We start from the raw sequence: 17,864 nt of genomic DNA on the forward strand, positions 1-17,864 counted from the left end.
CGCAATTGCGGACGGAAAACCACTTTTCCTGGAATTGTTTTAAGCAGCGCGCCGGGCGCGCTGCCGGGCCGCCCTGTCGAGCAAGGCGAAGAAGGTGGCGAACTGACGATCGGGATCGAGCTCCGGGCGCTGAGAGAAGGCGAGCGCCGCCTCTGACAGCCGTTCATACTCTTCCCGGTCGTTCCACAGCCGCCTGACAGCCGCGACCCAATCCTCGAGCGGCGCGTCGTAGTCCAGCACCAAGCCGCCCGAGCCGATCGCCTCCGGCAAGCCGCCGCGCCGCGAGCCGACGACGGGAATGCCGCTGCAATGCGCTTCAGAGGCGACGCGGCCCCAGGCCTCTTCCCATTTGCTCGGCGCAAGCAGGATTTTGGTGCGGCCATAGAGGGTCTTCATGTCGTCGGTGCGGTTCTCCAGCCTGATGTTGGAGAACGGCGCGATCGTCTCGGCGATGCGGGCGCGGTGATCGTCCTCCAGCTTCCAGCTCTCGACGAACAGGAAGGGTATTTCCGGGCAGGCGGCCGCGATGCGCACCGCCAGATCGAAACCCTTTTCCTCATAAGGGTTGATGAAGGTGACGTACTCGCCCGTCGTCGGCGTGCTGTAGGCGGCGGGATTGATGGTCGGCGGGATCACCGCGGAATCGATGCCGAACTCCCGCTTGTAGGTGCGCGCCGTGAATTCGGAATTGGCAACATAGGATGCCGAGCTCAGCTCGCGCAGGTCGCCGCCCAACTCGTGGAATTCCACGTTCCTGAGGTAGACGACCAGCGGCACGCCCTCAGCCTGCAACGCCTTGCCGAGCGGAACCGACTTGTGACACTGCACCACCGCGACGTCCGGCTGCATTTTCTTGACGGCAAAGGCGGCCGCTTCCCAGGGAAACCAGGCCCGCACCACCGGATAGCCGGGGAAGCTGTCGACGACGGCGCGTTGGCCGAAGAGCTTCATCTTGGCGCGCGCCTTGTAGCCGAACATGCCCTGGCCGAACAAAGCGGCGAGCACCGACGCCTCATGGCCATGCTCGATCAGCTGCTCCGCCAGGTGATGCGTGCTTGACTGGACGCCGCCGCTGAACTGCGGCGGATAACCATTGCCGCCTGCGAAGAGAACTTTCATGGGTTCGGCTCCTTGTCACATTTTTCTTGGCCAGTGTCGCTGGCTTGCCGGCGAGCATGTCCGACGGGCGGTTCAGGCATTCTGCGGCTCGAGATTGGCGAACGGATTGGTGCATGGGTGCCAGCCGGTAAAGCGGATCGGATCGTTCGGCGAGCTACGCCACGCATAATCGGTCAGCATGTGGAATTCGGCGATGACCCAGCGCTCGAAATTCCCGACATCCTGCTGCTTCTGCCTGGGCAGGAATTCGCGCGCCTTGTCGAGCTTCACGGTCTCCAAGAGCGTCACCGCATCCGCCAGCTTGTCGCTCGGAAACACCCACGGATTGCGATTGCGGAATTCGAGCACGAACTGCTGCAGGTGCTCGATGCGCATGTTGAGCGGCCCGAAGTATTTCTCCAGCGTGAGGCGGACGAGATCCTCGTCGGAGAAGGACGACACGGCGGCAGCGGCAATGCCGGTCGAGGCAATGCCGCCGGCAACAACGGCCAATGCGGTGCGTCGGGTGATCTTCATCGGCCCCTCCTTCATGCCAGCCGGCCCGCGGCCCGCAGCGAAAGGGCAGCGGCGGTGAGGCTTGGGTTGGCGCAGGAACAGCTCGGATAGGTGCTGGTGCCGACAACGACCAGGTTGCGGAGCCGGTGGTGGATCATGTCGCGATCGACCACCGAGTCGGCCGGGCCGGTGCCCATCCGCAAGGTGCCCTGTACATGCGATTCGGTCGGCCTTATGCCGCGATCGAAGATCTGCTCGACCGGCAGCGGCTTAAGCAGCGACGGCAGCCGCTCGAGCGCCTTGGCCATGCCCTTGGTCGCATAATCGGACGCGCCCTTGAAGCTGACGAAGGCATTCTCGTTTTGATCGAGGATCACCCGGTTTTCCGGGTCGAGCAGGTTTTCGGTGACGATGACCAGCGGCAGCACTTGCCTGAGCCGCCCTTTCTCGGCGCGCATGCCATGCTGCCAGCGGTTCTCGAAATAGACCAGCGCCGCCGCGTGCTCGGCGCGATGCGGGCCGTCATAAAGGCCGAAATTCAGGCCGGTGGTGATGGTGCTGCCGTCGAAATTGTCGACCCCGTCGAGATAGACCTCGTAGTTCCAGCCATAGGATTCGTGCAGGCCGAGCCCGACGAACTCGCCGCCGAGCCCGGAGCGCAGCATGATCGCCGGGCTCTGGATGGCATTGGCGCCGAGGATCACGAGGTCGCCGCTGACCGAATATTCCTTACCGTTGCGCAGGAAGGTAACCGAACGGACCGAGCCGCCGGCATGGTCGAGCCGGCGCACTTCCGCGCCGAGGCACACAGACACATCGGGGTGCTGGAAGACATGCATCAGGCCGTTGTTGGCGGTGAACTTGGCGTCCGCCGGGCACAGCCAGCACCGGAGGTTGGCGCAGCACGACCCACGCTGCGCCGTCGCCACGCGGGCGCGGGCGGTCGGCATGACGAAATGCTGCTCCGGCTGCGCCGCCTTCATCATCCGGTCCGGCGTCGACATGCGGTGCGGCGGCTGCGGGAACGGCCGCGAGCGCGGCAGCATCCGCGCCATGTCGGGATCGCCGGAGATCGACATGACCTCCTCGGCATCGCAGTAGAACGGCTCCAGTTCGTCGTAGGTGATCGGCCAGTCGTTGCCGACGCCATAGGTGCTCTTCAGCCTGAAGTCGTTGGGATGGAAGCGCGGCGTTTGCGCGAACCAGCAGTTGGTGCCGCCGCCAAGGCCGATCGTGTAGTTCCACGGCTTGTCGGCGTTGTCGGTCTTGTAGGTGCTTTCGTCGTCTATGTCGGTGTTGGCGTTCTGGTCGAGCTGCCATTCATGCGTGTTGTGGCGGCCCCATTCCAGCACCAGGGCGCGGGCTTTGCGCCGCTTCAGGAACTCATGCAGGAAAAAGGCTGAGCCGAAACCGGAACCGATGACGACGAGATCGAAATGCTCGTTGGCGATTTGCTCGGGCTGAACGTCCAGCGCCATCAGATCGAACCCTTTCCCGAAACGCGCGCGATCATCGTCGGGCTCTGTTGTCGTTCGCCGGAGCCGTTTGGCGGGAAACTCAGCGCAGCCACCGTCATGCCGCCATCCTGCCGATCGAGTGGTATTCGATGCCGTAGCGCGCGATGACCTTCGGGTCGTAAAGGTTGCGGCCGTCGAAGATGACCGGCGTGGTCAGCGCGTCCTTGAGCGCGTCGAAGGAGGGAGCCCTGAAGTTCTTCCATTCCGTGCAGATCAAAAGCGCGTCGGCGCCGCGCACGGCCGCTTCCTTGGTGCCGCACAAGAGAAGGTCCTCGCGCATGCCGTAGATGGCCTGGCATTCCTGCATGGCCTCCGGATCATAAGCCTGCACCTTGGCGCCGGCCGCCCACAGCGCCTCCATCAGGGTGCGCGAAGGCGCCTCGCGCATGTCGTCGGTATTCGGCTTGAAGGCCAGCCCCCAGAGCGCAAACGTCTTGCCCTTGAGATTGCCCTGGAAGTATCGGTCTACCTTCTCGAACAGCACCGATTTCTGCGCGTTGTTGCGCTCCTCGACGGCACGCAGCAGCTTGGCGTCGAACTTGACGCCCTCAGCGGTCTTGATCAGCGCGCGCACATCCTTGGGAAAGCAGGAGCCGCCATAGCCGAGGCCGGGATAGATGAAGTGGTAGCCGATGCGCGGATCGCTGCCGATGCCCTTGCGCACCTCCTCGATGTCGGCGCCCAACTGCTCGGCGAGGTTGGCCATCTCGTTCATGAAGCTGATCTTGGTCGCCAGCATGCAATTGGCGGCATATTTGGTGAACTCGGCGCTGCGCACGTCCATCACGATCATCTTCTCGTGGTTGCGGTTGAACGGCGCGTAGAGCTCGCGCATCACCGCCTCGGTGTCCTCGCTGGAGGTGCCGACGATGATGCGGTCCGGCCTCATGCAATCGGCCACCGCCGAGCCTTCCTTGAGGAATTCGGGATTTGAAGCGACGTCGAACTGCAGATCCTCGCGGCCGCGCGCCTTCAGCGTCTCGGCGACCTTCGCCTTGATCTTCTCGCAAGTGCCGACCGGCACCGTCGATTTGCCGACGATGATCTTGGGCGCGTCCATCTCGCGGCCGATGGCTTCGGCGACGGCGAGCACGTATTTCAGGTCGGCCGAGCCATCCTCGCCGGGCGGCGTGCCGACAGCGATCATCTGGATCTGGCCGTGCTTGACCGCGGCGGCCGCGTCGGTGGTGAAGCGGATGCGGCCGGCGGCGTGGTTTTCCTTGACGAGGCTTTCCAGTCCTGGTTCGAAAATCGGGATGAGGCCTTGATTGAGCCGCTCCACCTTCGCTTCGTCGATGTCGACGCACACCACTTCGTGGCCGACCTCGGCGAGCACCGCGGCCTGGACGAGACCGACATAGCCAATTCCAAACACCGTCAAATTCATTTGGTTCTATTCCTGTTTAAGGCCGGGCCGCAAAACGGCCCGGCCAGTTCAGATGTCCCCCAGGCCCTGTACGGAACCTAGACGTTGCGCATGATCTTATCCGAACCGAAGGTCGGCGCAGCAAAAACCGGTTCTTTTCGCCGGCGCTGACCTTCGGCTCGCGATCATGCCTAGTTGCTGTTGGTTATGGTGCATGCCAGCGATTCCGGGAATTGGCACGGCTGACCCAAAGCAGTGAAGGCGATGCGCTTGACCTGCATGGTCACCTTGCGGCCAGGGTCCGCGAAGGCGCCCATCCAGTTGGTCAGCTTGTCGCTGCCCCACAGGCTAAAGAAGATCTTCTGCGGATTGGTCGGCAATTCGTCCGGATTGGTCACTTCGTTGACCAGCTTGCCGTTGACATACCAGCGCAGCCGGTCCTTCTCCCAGACGAAGCCATAGTCGTTGAAGCCCTTGTCGGCGCCGCCCTCGACATCGACCAGCTTGCCATTCTTCGGCTTGCCCTGGATGTAGCTGTTGACCTGGACTTTCGACGGATCCTTGGTCAGCACCTCGAAATCGATCTCGTCCCAGGGCTTTTTGTCCTGCGGCCCGATATAGGTGAAGAACGCGGCGTTGAGGCCGGAGCCGGTATCCGTCTTCATACGCGCCTCATAGACGCCGTAGCCGAAGCGCTGCTTGGTCTGGATCTCGGCGCAGGCGAACTCGCGGTCCTTCAATTTGCGCTTTTCGAAGCTCAGCGAAAGCACGCCGTCGGAAAGCCGGACAAGGTCCTTCGACCATGTGCAATTCTGATGATTGCCGTTGTTCCAACCGTCGGAGACGTACCAGCGCGAACGATCGAAGCTCGAAAAATTGTCGACGAAGGACGGCGCGCTCTGCATGTCCTGGGCATGCGCCGGGGCCGCCGCAAAAGCAGCTGCAACCGCAAACAGCGCGCCTGCTAGGCCAAGCCAAGGCCTCCCCGGCCCATTCGAGCGCACGCGCGGCCTGCCGCAAGCCGCCGCGGTCATCGTGTTATTCGACTCTGCGTTCATAACAAACTCACCTTGTGTTGTCCGCCCCAACCCAAAGTCATTCCTGGCCCGCCTCCGGCGAGCCGCTTCTGATCCTCTGCCCGTTGAACTCCTCTAATGTCTCTACTGATGACGGCGCCGCCTTCGCCGCGCCGTCAGCTTCTTGCCGCAGACCTCGCATGTCCGGCCTGAGAGCCGGGTCGACCGTCACCATCGTCGACAATCGCGTCGAGCGAATGACGCAGTTCCTTCATCAAGCCTTTCTGGCGGGCGAGCTCGGCGATGCGCCGCTCGTAGTTCAGGATCGCGCCGGTCATGGCGCTGACGTCCGACGACTTATCTGTCGACGCGGAGCCATTCTCCATTGCTTCGACCAGGAAGGCGGCGTTGGTGGCCGTCGACCGATAGCGGTTCTCCAGCCCGGCCTTTTCCGCCTCGATCTCGGCGCTGATCTGGTCGAAGAGCTTCGCCAGACGGTCGAAACGCTGGAGATCGGTCTGCCGGTCGCGGGCCGGGTCCCTGGATCTGAAGCCAAAAATCGAAGCCATCCGATCGGCCTTTCGAAATTGCTGCACCGCAACATAGAGTGCCATTCTCAGCGTAAGTAGGCAACCTCGTAGTTTCGGAAAGCGGATTTTTTTGGGAACGGTCCCGATTCCAGCGCCTTCGCCCGATCATTCCTTTGCGGCACTTGTTGCCGACATCAGGAAGCGCATCGGCGGCACTTGCTGCTTTGCAGCAATGCCGGCGCGGCGAAACAGCGCGTCCAGCTTGTCAGCGGCCACGCCGCGAACGATCGGGATCAGATTGGACTGGCTGGCGAAGGCATAGGCGGCGGCCGACGCCAGCCCGCGCTCCGCCTTCACGTCGAGGAAATTACGCAGCCGGTATTTGTCGCGAACATGGCGCTCGTGGCGCCGCAATGCGGCCCTCGAGCCTTCCGGCAGGTTGCTGAGCGCGAGCAGCGCCAGGTCGGCATCGGCAAGCCGCTTCAGATCCTGGGTCCTGTGGCGGCCGCTCAGCGAGTCGGCGCGAACGATCGCGCCGTAGCCGCAGGATTTGATGATCTTGAAGCGCGCCCCGCAGGCGACCGCGCGCGCATAGAGCTCGTAATCCTCGCCGAGCCGCAGGTTTTCGTCATAGCTCAGTCCGTGACGCTCGAGGAATGCCCGGCTGATCACCGGCTTGAGGAAGCCCAGTTCGCCGCGCAGCACGCGGCGGCGCGAAATGTTGCCTTCGATGAAACGCTCGAAATCGAGGAATTGCGGCTCGGGCGCAAAGGACGGCGCCGCGACCTTGGTGGGATCGGCCGCGGCATCGTCCCTGATCAGCATGATGTTGTCGGCGGCGAAATCCCAGTCGGCGCTGGCAAACAGCCGGCGGAAGCGGCCCTCGAGGAAGAAATCGTCGGCGTCGAGGATGCTGATGAAGGGCGAAATGGAGGCCTTGATCGCGGCGTTGCGGGCGGAAGACGGGCCGCGGTTGACGTCGAGGCGCATCACCTTGAGCCTGCCGCTGCCGTCATCGGCGGCGCGCGCCACATGTTGGGTGTCGTCGCTGGAGGCGTCGTCGACCACGACGACTTCCGCCACCTCCGCCTCGCGCAAAGCCGAAGCGATGGCGACCGGTATGGTCCGCGCCGCGTTGCGGGCGGCGATGATGACGCAGACCCTGGGGGTCGTCACGGACATGGTTCACCTTTCGATTGCATGAGTGACAGCCCCGCCCATGATGTTGAATGCCGCACCGGTTCTCATCCGTTGCCCCGCGCTGACGCGATGGCGGCCGGCCGCTCGAAGATGCGCCGGCTGAGATCGGCGGAGGCCGCCCAGCCGGCCTCGGCCAGATAGCGCACCGGCTCGCGGCCGCAAAGTTCCCACAGCACGGCCCGCCGCTGCGGCCAGCGCAACGACGACAGCCAGGGCGCGATCACCATGTGGAAGAGATCGGCGTTTTCGATGCGCGCCAGGATGCGGGTGGCGCGATCCGAAAGCAGCGTGGCGGTGCCGCCAAGCAGGACATCGGCCGCGCGCAGACCAAGCAGCAGCGTATCCGCCAGGCCCTGCTCGGCGGCGTGGTCGAGCACCTTCCGCTGCTCGGCTTCGCTCAGCCGGTTGGCCGCGGCTCTGACGTCGCAGACATAGCCGGCGCAGGGCTCGCGGTTGAAGAAGGCCTTGGCCACGCTGATGCAGGACAAGAGCAACATGTCGGACGCCGAAATCAGGGGCATGGCGGTTCCGGCAACCTCGACCTCGCGCTTGCGGCGCAGGAAGCCGTCGGTGTCGCGCGGGCTCGGCGAACCCGGTTGCTGCAGCCGATGGTGGAGATCGACCGTGGCAGCCCGAACCCCGTCGTCGCGCACCATATGCTGCTCGCCGAGGAAGCGCACCCACCAGACCGAGCGCGACTTGCTTGCCACCTCGTAGCCGACGGAACGCAGGGCATCGCGAGCGGCGGCAAAGCCCGCCGGCGAAACCAGTATGTCGACATCGCCGGACGGCTTCATGAAATGATCGCCATAAAGCACATGCTGCTGGAGCGGACCTTTCAGGAAGATGAAGTCGATCTGCCTGCCCCGCAGCACCTGATGGAAGGCGAGCGAATCGCCGATGCAGGCGGCGTTCATCGCCATGGTGCGCCGTCGATAGCCATCGAGCCATGCGGGCAATCCGGCTGGCGCCGCGCCGGTCGTCCCGCGCGCCAGAGCCTTGAGCACGAAGACCGCGACCTTGTTCAACCTGGCAATGTCGGCGACGTTGGCCACGGAGATTGCCGGAGCCGGCGTGCCGCCAAGGTCGGCGGCACCTGCGGCCGGACTGAAGAACAGCCGTAGACAGGCCTGCACATAGGCGACTTCGTCGGCGCAGCCGGCCGCACGCAGCCTGTCATAGGAAGCATCCTGCACGGCCATGCCCGATGTCGTTCTCCGCAAAAACCGCCCGCGGCTGTTATACTGCAGCTGCGAAGAAAAGCATCGCCAAAATCGCCGCGGCCGTCTAGTCACTCGCTGCGCTCGGCACCGCTCCTGCAACCACAGCGTTCAAATGAGAGGCGCGACGATCACTTTTGAAGACAGGCCCGGCTGCGCCGACGTGCAGCAATAAGTGGCATTCTTTGCAGCAATTTCTTCCCGGCTATAAAATAGGCATTCGCGAGCGGAAAATTATTGCAATTAAATCATAGGTTTATTTATGCGGGAAATATCCGGCGCTGAATTCTCGCGCGGGGCACGCCCGATTATGGGATGCCTGTGGTTTGTTCACTGCAGAATATGCCCGCAACCGAGAATTGATTAACACCCGGTAAATCAGGCTTGACTCATAAATGTTGCCGTGCAGCAATTGCAACGCAGCATAGCAATATGCTGGCGGCATTCTGAAGCCGCTTCCAGTCTTAATCGGAGAGTAGAATGGAACAGAATGTTGAAAAGCATGAATACGAGACCCCCAGCCTGACGGTTCATGGTTCGATCGAAACGATCACGCAGGGTGCCTCAGGCACGACGGCTCTTGACGCGGCATTTCCCGCGCACACGCCGGTCGGCGATCTCACCTTCTCCTGAAGGTTAAGGCGTCCGGCATGTCGTAGTTGGGGCTCCGGACGCCGCTTTAGCTAGATGGGCCGGGGGACCAGTTGCCCCGCTTACTGGCCGGGCGATCGCAGGCAACCGATCCCGGTCCAGGTCGGAAGACGCGTGGCGTTCAACAATGAGGTTTTAGGATGCACTGGAACCCATCGGACCATGACCGCGTGGTCGCGACCGGCGATGCGGTGGCTTGCGAATTCGGCAACGGACTGGCGCTGCTCCATCTCAAATCCAACATCTACTACAGCCTGAACGGCGTCGGCGCCTACATCTGGGAGCTGATCCAGGAGCCGCGATCGATCCTCGACATAAGAAGCGCCGTGCTGACGCGCTACGATGTCGAAACGGAGCGCTGCAAGGCCGATGTCGAGGGCTTGCTCAAGGGGCTGATCGAAGCCGGGCTTGCGAGGCTCCACCATGAGGAACTGGCCTAAAGCGCGTCGCGATCCTTCGGATTCGCTCCATGCGCTTTAAACTCTTGATTTTGCGCATGTCTTTGTCCCGAAACCGGTCCCACTTTCGGCAGACATGCTTTAGGGTCCTCTCGCTGAGCGGCGCGGAGGCGCTGTTTCTGATGCGCTGCCTGGCAGTGGTCAGTGCCGTGCGGCTGGGACTGACCATCTTCTCCTATAACCGTGTGCGTGGCCTGGTGACGCGGCTGGAGGCGAGAGATGACGCTGATATCGCCGATCTGCGGCGCATCGCATGGGGCGTCGCCGCTGCCGCACGGTTTGTACCCGGCGCCAGCTGCCTCACCCAGGCGCTGTCCGGCCACTATCTGCTTGCCCGCCAGGGCAGCGCCTCGAAAATCCGCATCGGCGTGAGGCGCGACACCGGCGCGGAACTCAAGGCGCATGCCTGGCTGGTCAGCGGCAACCACATCGTGCTCGGCGGCTCGATCCACGGCTTCACCCATCTCGTCGATCACGGGCAATAGGCCATGAGCGGGGTCGCCGGAATTCTGCTGAGGCAAGACGGCAGGCCCGCCGCGGCAGCCGACATCCAGCAGATGCTGGCGCGCATGCGCCACCGGGGCCGCGACGGCAGCTCGTGGTGGACGGACAGAAGCGTGGCGCTTGGCCATGCCTGGCTCGACACGACGGGCGAGGACGGTCCCGGCCCGCTGACCATGGCCGGCGGCAAGCTCGCCGTCACGGCGGATTGCAGGCTGGACAACCGCGACGAGCTTTTGGCGCGGCTCGGCATACGCGACCCGACGGCCGCCGACGCGATGCTTTTGTTGCGCGCCTATCTCAAATGGGGCGAGGCCTGCCCGACCTATCTGCAAGGCGATTTCGCCTTCGCGATCTGGGATGCCGAGCGCCGGGCATTGTTTTGCGCCCGCGACCATTTCGGCATCAAGCCGTTCTACTACCACGCGGGCGCCAGGCGCTTCGCGTTTGCCTCGGAGATCGGCCCGCTGCTGGTCCTGGAGGGTGTCAACACACGCATCAGCGAGCATCAGATTTCCGGATTCCTTGCCGGGCTGCCCGACGATCCACAGTCGACCCACTATGCCGAGATCTTCCGTTTGCCGGCACGCCATACCCTGACGGTGACGGACAACCAGGTGACGCTTCGTCAGTACTGGCACATCGAGCCTTCGCCAGAGCCGCTGCGCTCGGACGCGGCCGAAGAATTCAGGCATCTCTTCTACCGGTCGGTGCAAAACCGGATGCGCGGCACCCCTGCTATTGGCGCAATGCTGAGCGGCGGCCTCGATTCATCCTCGATCGCCTGCGTGGCCGGCCTGCAAGCCGCAGCTGCGCGGAAACCGGAGCTCAAGACCTTCTCGCTGGTCTTCGAGAAGGGCTCACCGATGGACGAGAAGCCGTTCATCGATGCAGTACTGGGTCACCACCGGCTCGACGGCACGATGATTTCCATCGGCAACTACGCGCCTTTCGCCGAGTTCGAACGCATCCTCGAGGAACAGGAAGGGACTTTCCTGGCGCCTGGCCTGTCGCTGACCCGCAGCATCTACCGGACAGCGGAAGCCAAACGGGTGAAGGTGCTGCTCGACGGCCATGGCGGCGACGAAGTCGTTTCGCACGGGCATGGGCTGCTGCATGAGCTCGCCAAGGCGGGTCGATGGCTGGCGCTGTGGCGCGAGCTGCACAGCGCCGCCGACACCTATGGTGACGGCATGCTGTCGCTGTATTTCAGGTTCCTGACCGTCTACGGGCCTGCTTGGCGGACCGCCAGGATGAGGGCGATGGCCAAACGCGTTCTCGGCAAGCTGCGGCGCAGACCATTCCAAGCGCCGCGCTCGGCCTGGGCGGGACTGGTCAATCCGGAGCTTGCCAGGCGCACCGACCTTGCCGAACGTTTCCACCGCGCCGGCTACATGCCGCCGAGCGTCAGTGCCAGCGAAGCGCTGACGCATCGCTGGCTTCTGTCCACCGGGCTGGTGCCGCACGCTTTCGAAGTCCTTGACAAGGCCGCCGCCAATTTCGGCATCGAGCCCCGCTACCCGTTCTGGGACAAGCCGCTCGTTGAGTTCTGCCTGGCGCTGCCCGGCGAGGAAAAGCTCAAGGACGGCTTCGGCCGTCTTGTGCTGCGCCGAGCCATGCAGGGCATTCTGCCGCCCGTGGTGCAGTGGCGGCGCGACAAGATCGATTTTACCGCAAACCTCGTCAAAGGCATGATCGTCAATCATCGCGATCTCCTGGACAGGCTGCTGGTGTCGGACAACGACTTGATCGCCCCCTATGTCAATCTGCCCGAAGTGAACGCCGCCTACGCCCGCATGCTTCGGGAGCCCGAGCAGGCGACGCTGCCCGATGTCCAACATATCTGGCGTTCGGCCTCGCTGTCGCTGTGGCTGCGGCAGGTCCAGCATGATGGAAGCCCTGCATGAACCCTCGGGCCGTTTCTCTTGCCACAAGGCCCGAAGCGGCCGCTCGGAATGGACGCGTCCGTCGCTTCTACAAGGCGTACGGTCTGACGATTGGGTCCGAGGTGGCTCTACCGGAACTGGAACCGACCGCGCCGGCAACGCCGGACATCGAGATTGCTGTCGGGCCGATCGATTTTCCGGAGGCCGCATCGGCGAACGCCACGGCCTTCCGGTTCGAGCAGAGCCATCAATATCTTTCATGGCCGGCGATCGGGACATTCAGGATCAGCGGTGCCGGCCGAATCGATGTTGACGCAGCGCCCGGGATCGACGACCCGCTGCTTGCCTTCCCGCTTCTCGGGCCCGTGCTGGCGCTTGCCCTGCATCAGCGCCGTCTGCTCATCCTGCACGCCAGCGCGGTCGCGGTGGGTGACCAAAGCCTGATCTTCATGGGCGACAAAGGCGCCGGCAAGTCGACCATGGCGGGCGCGATGATCCGCGCCGGTCACCTTCTGCTTACCGATGATGTCGTGGCGCTGGATCTGTCCAATCCTTCACGGCCGATGATCCTGCCCGGTTTTCCGCAGCTCAAGCTTGCAGCGGACGCTGCCGACGCAATCCGCATAGGCCAAGCGGAGGTGCGGCCGCAGGTGCATCCGCAGATCGAGAAGGCGCAGCATCGTCTGCGTGACGGATTTGCCGGCAAAGCCGTGAAGGCGGCCCGGATCTATGTGCTGGAGCGCGGGGAGCGGGCGGCGATCATGCCGCTGCCGGGCGCCGGCGCCCTGCCGGCGATCATCAAGTTCTCCTACGTCACCCGGTTTGGCCGACAGGCGCTGGTCGGCGATTTCGCGTCCACGCATCTCAGTCAATGCGCGCAGCTTGCCGCTCGCATCGGCGTCTGCCGGCTTGAAGTGCCGGCAGGGCTGGGGCGGATCGATGAAGTCGTCGACCTGATCGAGCGCGATCTGGCGGCAGGCGCGCAAACAAGGTGATAAGAGGCATGGCCTGGTCCTCAAAGCTTCGCCTGTCGCTTTTGCGGGATGTCGCCGGCTTCGGCGGCGTGATGGCGCAGGTCGGTGGGCGGCGCACGGCGACGGCGCTGGCCTTCCTGATCCTGGGAAGCCTGACCGAGGGGCTCTCGATCCTGCTGTTGATCCCGCTCCTGCATCTGATCGGCAACGCCGACCAGGATTTCGCCGTGCGGATGCCGAACGCACTGCGCTGGGTGGCGCCCGGCGGCACGCTGTCGCTGGCGACGGTGCTCGCCCTGCTCGTCGCCCTGGTGGCGCTGCAGGCGATGTTCAACCGTTTCAAGTCGCTCTACATGGCGCGGCTGCTCTATGACTTCGTCAACCGCGTGCGCATGAACCTGTTCGAGAGCATCGGCAAGGCGCGCTGGGGCGTCTTCACGCGCATGCGCAGCTCCGACCTCGACCATGCGCTGACCGGCGACATCGATCGCGTGCAGGCGGCCGCCTTCTCGCTGCTGATGCTCGCCCAGACGGCGCTGCTGCTTGCCGGCTATCTCGTGGTGTCGCTGTTCATCTCACCGGTGATGACGTCCTTCGCCATCCTCATCGGCGTGCTCTTGTTCGTCGCGCTGCAGCCCTTCCGTGCGCGCGCCACCGCCTATGGCCGCGTGCTGACCGGCAGCCGCCAGGACCAGTACCGCACGGTTTCGGAATTCCTCGGCGGCATCAAGGTGGCCAAGAGCCTGAACGTCGAGGCGGGTTATTTCACGCAGCTCCGCGCGACGCTCGAGAAGATGAAGGCGGACAACATCGCTTATGTCCGCAACAGCACCATCGGTACCGCGCTGTTCCAGGTGACGAGCGTCATCGGGCTCAGCCTGTTCATCTATATCGCGCTGGTGCGCTTTCACCTGTCGCTCGCCGAGATCGTCGTGCTGCTCTTGGTCTTCATGCGGGTCGCGCCGCGCTTCATGGATATGCAAGTGCAGGCGCAGCAAATGCTGATCAACCTGCCGGCATATACCGCCATGCAGGCCCTCAAGGCGCGCTTCGACGCCGAGCGCGAAATGGTGCCGGGCGATGCCGGACATGGCGCCAGGCTGTCGCTCGACACCGGCCTCAACGTCCGCGACGTCTTGTTTGCCTATGGCGACGGCGACGGAAAACCGGTGGTCGAAGGCATCACCTTCGACCTTCCCGCCGGCAAGGTGACGGCGCTGATCGGCCCGTCCGGCTCGGGAAAGAGCACGATCGCCGACATGCTGCTTGGACTGCTCGAGCCGACCGAGGGCACGATCCTTGCCGACGGCGTCGAGATCACTGCCAAGAACCGCAGGGCCTGGCGCGACCAGGTGGCCTATGTGCCGCAGGACGTGTTCCTGCTGCACGACACGATCGCCGCCAATCTGCGCCTGGCTGCGCCGCGGGCCAGCGACGAGGAGCTTTGGACGGCGCTGCGCAAGGCGCATGCGGCCGATTTCGTCGAGCGGCTCGACCGGAGGCTGGAGACGGTGGTGGGCGACCGCGGCGTCCGGCTCTCGGGCGGCGAACGCCAGCGCATCGCGCTGGCGCGGGCGCTGTTGCGCAAACCCGTGCTGCTCATCCTCGACGAGGCTACAAGCGCGCTCGACTGGCAAAATCAGTCGCTGATCGCCCAATCGATCGAAGACCTGCGCGGCCAGATGACGATCCTCACCATCGCGCACCGGCCGTCGATGATCGCTTTCGCCGACTGGGTCGTGGCCATCGAGAGCGGGCGCATCGTCGAGGTCGGGCAATATCAAAGGCTGAAGGCAAAGCCCGGCAGCCGGCTGGCCAGAATGCTCTCCGGCGAGCGAGCCGAACGGGAAACCGCAACGCTGGCCGACAAGGCATTGGCCGACAATGCGCCGCTTCCGGCGCCGGGTGAACGATCAGCGGAGGCTGCCGCGCCTGGCGCTTAGCTTTTCGCCCTCGGCCACCTTGATGCCACGGTCGGCCTCTCGGCTCTTATCGGCGGGCACTGGCCCGCTCCTGGCAATCATGGCGTAGACCAGAAGGAAATAACCCACCTGAATGACCACGGCGCAAATGACGGTACGCATGATGATGGTGCCAAGCGATGCGCCGTCGAAGTAAGACCAGCCGACCACGATCGCGAGCGCGAATATCATCCCGACGATGAATTTTGGTAAAGACATGCTCGTCGGCCCGTCAACCGACACAAGCATGCAAAAGCTGTGACTTACCCACCCGCGTGACTCCCCGTTGCGCCAAAGAGCTATTTCTGGCTGCCCAACTCGGCCGGTTGCTTCCGGCCTTTCTGACCCATCCAAACTATGACAGAAACAGTTTGCGACTCTATTAAGGCGAGACCTTCGCAGCAAGGGCAAGCGCAAGTGATTTCCAACGGTTTTGCGGGATCGGCTCTGCCATGCTGCGACGCACATTCCGGCGCCACCACATATTCAGGATAGCTAAACTGACCATAGTAAAACTCAAAATATTAATTAGTATTTTACGCTAAGAACTTACCTCCGCGAGTGATTCGGCCAGCCTGCAACCACCAATCGTCTGCAACAAAGAATGAGCTGTCCAAAAACGGCCCAAATGGCGCACTACATTTCCCTGATTTTCCCTCACCTTGTCATAAACATGCCACAAAGGCCAAAATTTGTGCAGGGCAGGTTTATTATTTAGTCAATTCATGACGTGAACATTTCATGCGGATGGGAAATTGTGTGTTGCGCTGCAGCATTTTTTTGATATCGTGCCATAAACCATCCGTTCAACGTATGGAGCTTTTGCATGAGGGACGTCGCCAAGCCGGCCAATGCGGGTTTTTCGCAGGCCGGCATTGATTTTCCACCCCCCATCGGCGGTCTGCTCAAACGCAGTTTCGATATCGTCGGTTCGCTCGCCGGTCTGATTCTGCTCAGCCCGCTCTTCCTGATGGTCGCCCTGCTGGTCAAGCTTTCCGACCGCGGGCCGATCTTCTATGGCCACAAGCGGATCGGCCGCGGCGGAAGGATTTTCGCCTGCCTCAAATTCCGCACCATGGTCCAGGATGGCGAGAAGGTACTCGCGGCGCATCTGGCCGCCAATCCGGACGCCAATGCCGAGTGGCTGGCGACGCGCAAGCTGAAGAACGATCCGCGCGTGACGCGTGTCGGCCAGGTGCTGCGCAAGCTCAGCCTCGACGAGCTGCCGCAGATCATCAACATCCTGCAAGGCGACATGAGCCTTGTCGGGCCGCGCCCGGTCGTGCGCGACGAGCTCGAGATCTACGGCAGCGCCGCCGTCTACTATCTGAAGTCGCGCCCCGGTCTCACCGGGCTGTGGCAGGTGAGCGGACGCAACGACGTGTCCTACGACACGCGCGTCGCCTTCGATCGCCACTATGTCGAGAACTGGTCGATGGTCGAGGACATTCGCATCATCGTCAAGACCGTGCCAGCCGTGTGGATGTCGCGCGGCAGCTATTGACCGACGGGCCTCCCCGCCGAACTCGGGGCAGGTATCCGGCAGTGATCTCATCGGGCGGATGGGGCCAAAGCGGATCGGAAACGTTCATTTGAAAAAACACCCCTTCGGACTGTCTTTCGCCTGCAGTCTTCTTTCCAGGGCGCCCGGCCGATTCGCGGCCGCGGCGCTTGCGATGTCTCTGCTTACGCCGCAGATGGCGGCGGCCGAGGATTACCGGCTCGGCCCGCAGGACAAGCTCAACATCCGCGTCGCCGAATGGCAGACGGTCGACGGCACGTTCCGCGACTGGTCGGCGATCAACGGCGACTACTCGGTCGGCCCCGCCGGGACGCTCTCGGTGCCTTTCGTGGGCGAGATGCAGGCGGCCGGGAAGACGACGTCGGAGGTCGCAAATGCGATCGGGCTTACGCTGCAGCGCAAGCTGGCCCTGCCCGACAAGCCTGAAGCCTCGGTCGAAATGGCCCAGTTCCGGCCGTTCTACATTTCGGGCGAAGTGCAGAACCCCGGCCAGTTTCCCTATGTGCCCGACCTGACGGTACTGAAGGCGCTGAGTATAGCCGGCGGCATCCGGCGCAGCGCCGATTACGGCCCTCAGCTCGGCAAGGACCTGGTCACCGCCAAGGGCAGTTTCGATATTTATGACGACCAGCGGCTGCGGCTGATCATCAAGCGCGCCCGCATCGATGCGGACCTCGCCGGCAAAGCGAGCTTCGACGTGCCGAAGGAGGTCGAGGGCGATCCGAGAGTGCAGGCGATCGTCGCCGACGAAATGCAGATTCTGACGGCCGACCAGAAGGCGCTGAAGCTGAAGCTCGACGCGCTCGACGACCTGAAAGGGGTTCTGCAGGGCGAAATCGAATCGCTGGAGAAGAAGATCGCCAACCAGCAGCAGCAGGTGGATCTGGCGCAGCAGCAGCTCACCAGCATCGGTCCGCTGGCGCAGAAGGGCCTGGTCGCCAATGCGCGGCTGCTCGATTCGAAACAGTCGGTGGCCGACCTGCAGGGCAAGATCCTGGACTATGAAACGGCGATCCTCACCGCCAAGCAGTCGATCAGCAAGGCCGAGCAGGACGCCATCGATGCCCGCAACACGCTCAATTCCAACCTGGCCGCCAGCCGGCAGCAGGCCGAGGCGGACCTCAACGAGGCGACGCTGAGGACAGCCATGCAGAAGGGCCTGATCGCACAGGCGTCGGATCCGGCGACGATGGCCACCATGACCGGCAGCGAGGAACCCACTCTGCTTTATTCGCTGGTGCGCGTTGCCGACGGCAAGACCAGCGAGGTCGACGCCAAGGAAGACACGCCGGTGCTGCCGGGCGACGTGATCAAGGTCAAGCTGGCGCCGACGGCCAGCCAATAGCGCAACGAGCTCGGGCCTCGCTTCAGCGGCCCGGCACGGAGGCGGGAGGAACAAGTCAGGCTCGTTCGCGCCAAGGCGCGGGCGAGCGATCTGTTTGCACCGC

Annotated in this window: 17 protein-coding genes; 8 read left to right on the top strand and 9 right to left on the bottom strand. The window is 63.4% G+C overall.

Annotated features, from left to right (window positions below):
* Positions 1-39: 39 nt before the first annotated feature.
* From EJ071_RS01735 to EJ071_RS01770, 8 genes are all read right to left on the bottom strand, one after another.
* Positions 40-1,119, bottom strand: coding sequence for a glycosyltransferase (locus EJ071_RS01735; RefSeq protein ID WP_126096529.1), 1,080 nt, complete (start codon positions 1,117-1,119; stop codon positions 40-42).
* Between the two features lie 72 nt (positions 1,120-1,191).
* The gene (locus EJ071_RS01740; RefSeq protein ID WP_126096530.1) at positions 1,192-1,635 is read right to left on the bottom strand and encodes a hypothetical protein; all 444 of its coding nucleotides are present in this window, start codon (positions 1,633-1,635) and stop codon (positions 1,192-1,194) included.
* Between the two features lie 11 nt (positions 1,636-1,646).
* Positions 1,647-3,092 carry a GMC family oxidoreductase gene (locus EJ071_RS01745; protein ID WP_126096531.1) on the bottom strand — a complete coding sequence of 482 codons (1,446 nt, stop codon included), beginning with the start codon at positions 3,090-3,092 and terminating at the stop codon, positions 1,647-1,649.
* Positions 3,093-3,186: 94 nt separating this feature from the next.
* Positions 3,187-4,518, bottom strand: coding sequence for a UDP-glucose/GDP-mannose dehydrogenase family protein (locus EJ071_RS01750; RefSeq protein WP_126096532.1), 1,332 nt, complete (start codon positions 4,516-4,518; stop codon positions 3,187-3,189).
* Positions 4,519-4,688: 170 nt separating this feature from the next.
* The gene (locus tag EJ071_RS01755) at positions 4,689-5,402 is read right to left on the bottom strand and encodes a family 16 glycosylhydrolase (RefSeq protein WP_245460298.1); all 714 of its coding nucleotides are present in this window, start codon (positions 5,400-5,402) and stop codon (positions 4,689-4,691) included.
* Positions 5,403-5,689: 287 nt separating this feature from the next.
* Positions 5,690-6,082: a hypothetical protein gene (locus tag EJ071_RS01760; RefSeq protein ID WP_126096534.1), complete on the bottom strand. Its 393-nt coding sequence runs from the start codon at positions 6,080-6,082 to the stop codon at positions 5,690-5,692.
* 126 nt (positions 6,083-6,208) lie between these two features.
* A complete protein-coding gene (locus EJ071_RS01765) occupies positions 6,209-7,225 on the bottom strand; it encodes a glycosyltransferase family 2 protein (RefSeq protein ID WP_126096535.1) in 1,017 nt (338 codons plus the stop codon).
* A gap of 62 nt (positions 7,226-7,287) precedes the next feature.
* The gene (locus EJ071_RS01770; RefSeq protein WP_126096536.1) at positions 7,288-8,445 is read right to left on the bottom strand and encodes a nucleotidyltransferase family protein; all 1,158 of its coding nucleotides are present in this window, start codon (positions 8,443-8,445) and stop codon (positions 7,288-7,290) included.
* 498 nt (positions 8,446-8,943) lie between these two features.
* Here EJ071_RS01770 and EJ071_RS01775 point away from each other — a divergent pair, with 498 nt between their 5' ends.
* The 6 genes from EJ071_RS01775 (at position 8,944) to EJ071_RS01800 (ending at position 14,876) form a co-directional block, all read left to right on the top strand.
* The gene (locus tag EJ071_RS01775; protein ID WP_126096537.1) at positions 8,944-9,096 is read left to right on the top strand and encodes a lasso peptide; all 153 of its coding nucleotides are present in this window, start codon (positions 8,944-8,946) and stop codon (positions 9,094-9,096) included.
* Between the two features lie 158 nt (positions 9,097-9,254).
* Entirely contained in the window at positions 9,255-9,554 is a 300-nt protein-coding gene (locus tag EJ071_RS01780; RefSeq protein ID WP_126096538.1) for a PqqD family protein, read from the top strand.
* Positions 9,555-9,694: 140 nt separating this feature from the next.
* Entirely contained in the window at positions 9,695-10,057 is a 363-nt protein-coding gene (locus EJ071_RS01785; RefSeq protein ID WP_245460151.1) for a lasso peptide biosynthesis B2 protein, read from the top strand.
* A gap of 3 nt (positions 10,058-10,060) precedes the next feature.
* Entirely contained in the window at positions 10,061-11,980 is a 1,920-nt protein-coding gene (locus EJ071_RS01790) for a lasso peptide isopeptide bond-forming cyclase (protein WP_126096540.1), read from the top strand.
* Positions 11,977-12,954, top strand: a complete 978-nt coding sequence (locus EJ071_RS01795) for a serine kinase (protein WP_126096541.1) — start codon at positions 11,977-11,979, stop codon at positions 12,952-12,954. The genes EJ071_RS01790 and EJ071_RS01795 overlap by 4 nt, the downstream gene beginning before the upstream one ends.
* Before the next feature lie 8 nt (positions 12,955-12,962).
* Positions 12,963-14,876, top strand: coding sequence for an ABC transporter ATP-binding protein (locus EJ071_RS01800; RefSeq protein ID WP_126096542.1), 1,914 nt, complete (start codon positions 12,963-12,965; stop codon positions 14,874-14,876).
* Here EJ071_RS01800 and EJ071_RS01805 read toward each other — a convergent pair.
* Positions 14,847-15,113 carry an exopolysaccharide production repressor protein gene (locus tag EJ071_RS01805; RefSeq protein WP_126102446.1) on the bottom strand — a complete coding sequence of 89 codons (267 nt, stop codon included), beginning with the start codon at positions 15,111-15,113 and terminating at the stop codon, positions 14,847-14,849. The two genes, EJ071_RS01800 and EJ071_RS01805, sit on opposite strands and share 30 nt — an antisense overlap.
* Positions 15,114-15,720: 607 nt before the next feature.
* On the opposite strand from EJ071_RS01805, the gene EJ071_RS01810 reads away from it, so the two are divergent.
* Together EJ071_RS01810 and EJ071_RS01815 are read left to right on the top strand one after the other, a co-directional pair.
* Complete coding sequence (locus EJ071_RS01810; RefSeq protein WP_126096543.1) at positions 15,721-16,398, top strand: sugar transferase; 678 nt, start codon at positions 15,721-15,723, stop codon at positions 16,396-16,398.
* A gap of 172 nt (positions 16,399-16,570) precedes the next feature.
* A complete protein-coding gene (locus tag EJ071_RS01815; protein WP_245460152.1) occupies positions 16,571-17,761 on the top strand; it encodes a polysaccharide biosynthesis/export family protein in 1,191 nt (396 codons plus the stop codon).
* Positions 17,762-17,864 lie beyond the last annotated feature (103 nt).

The organism is Mesorhizobium sp. M1B.F.Ca.ET.045.04.1.1 (assembly GCF_003952465.1).
Taxonomy (GTDB): Bacteria; Pseudomonadota; Alphaproteobacteria; order Rhizobiales; family Rhizobiaceae; genus Mesorhizobium; species Mesorhizobium shonense.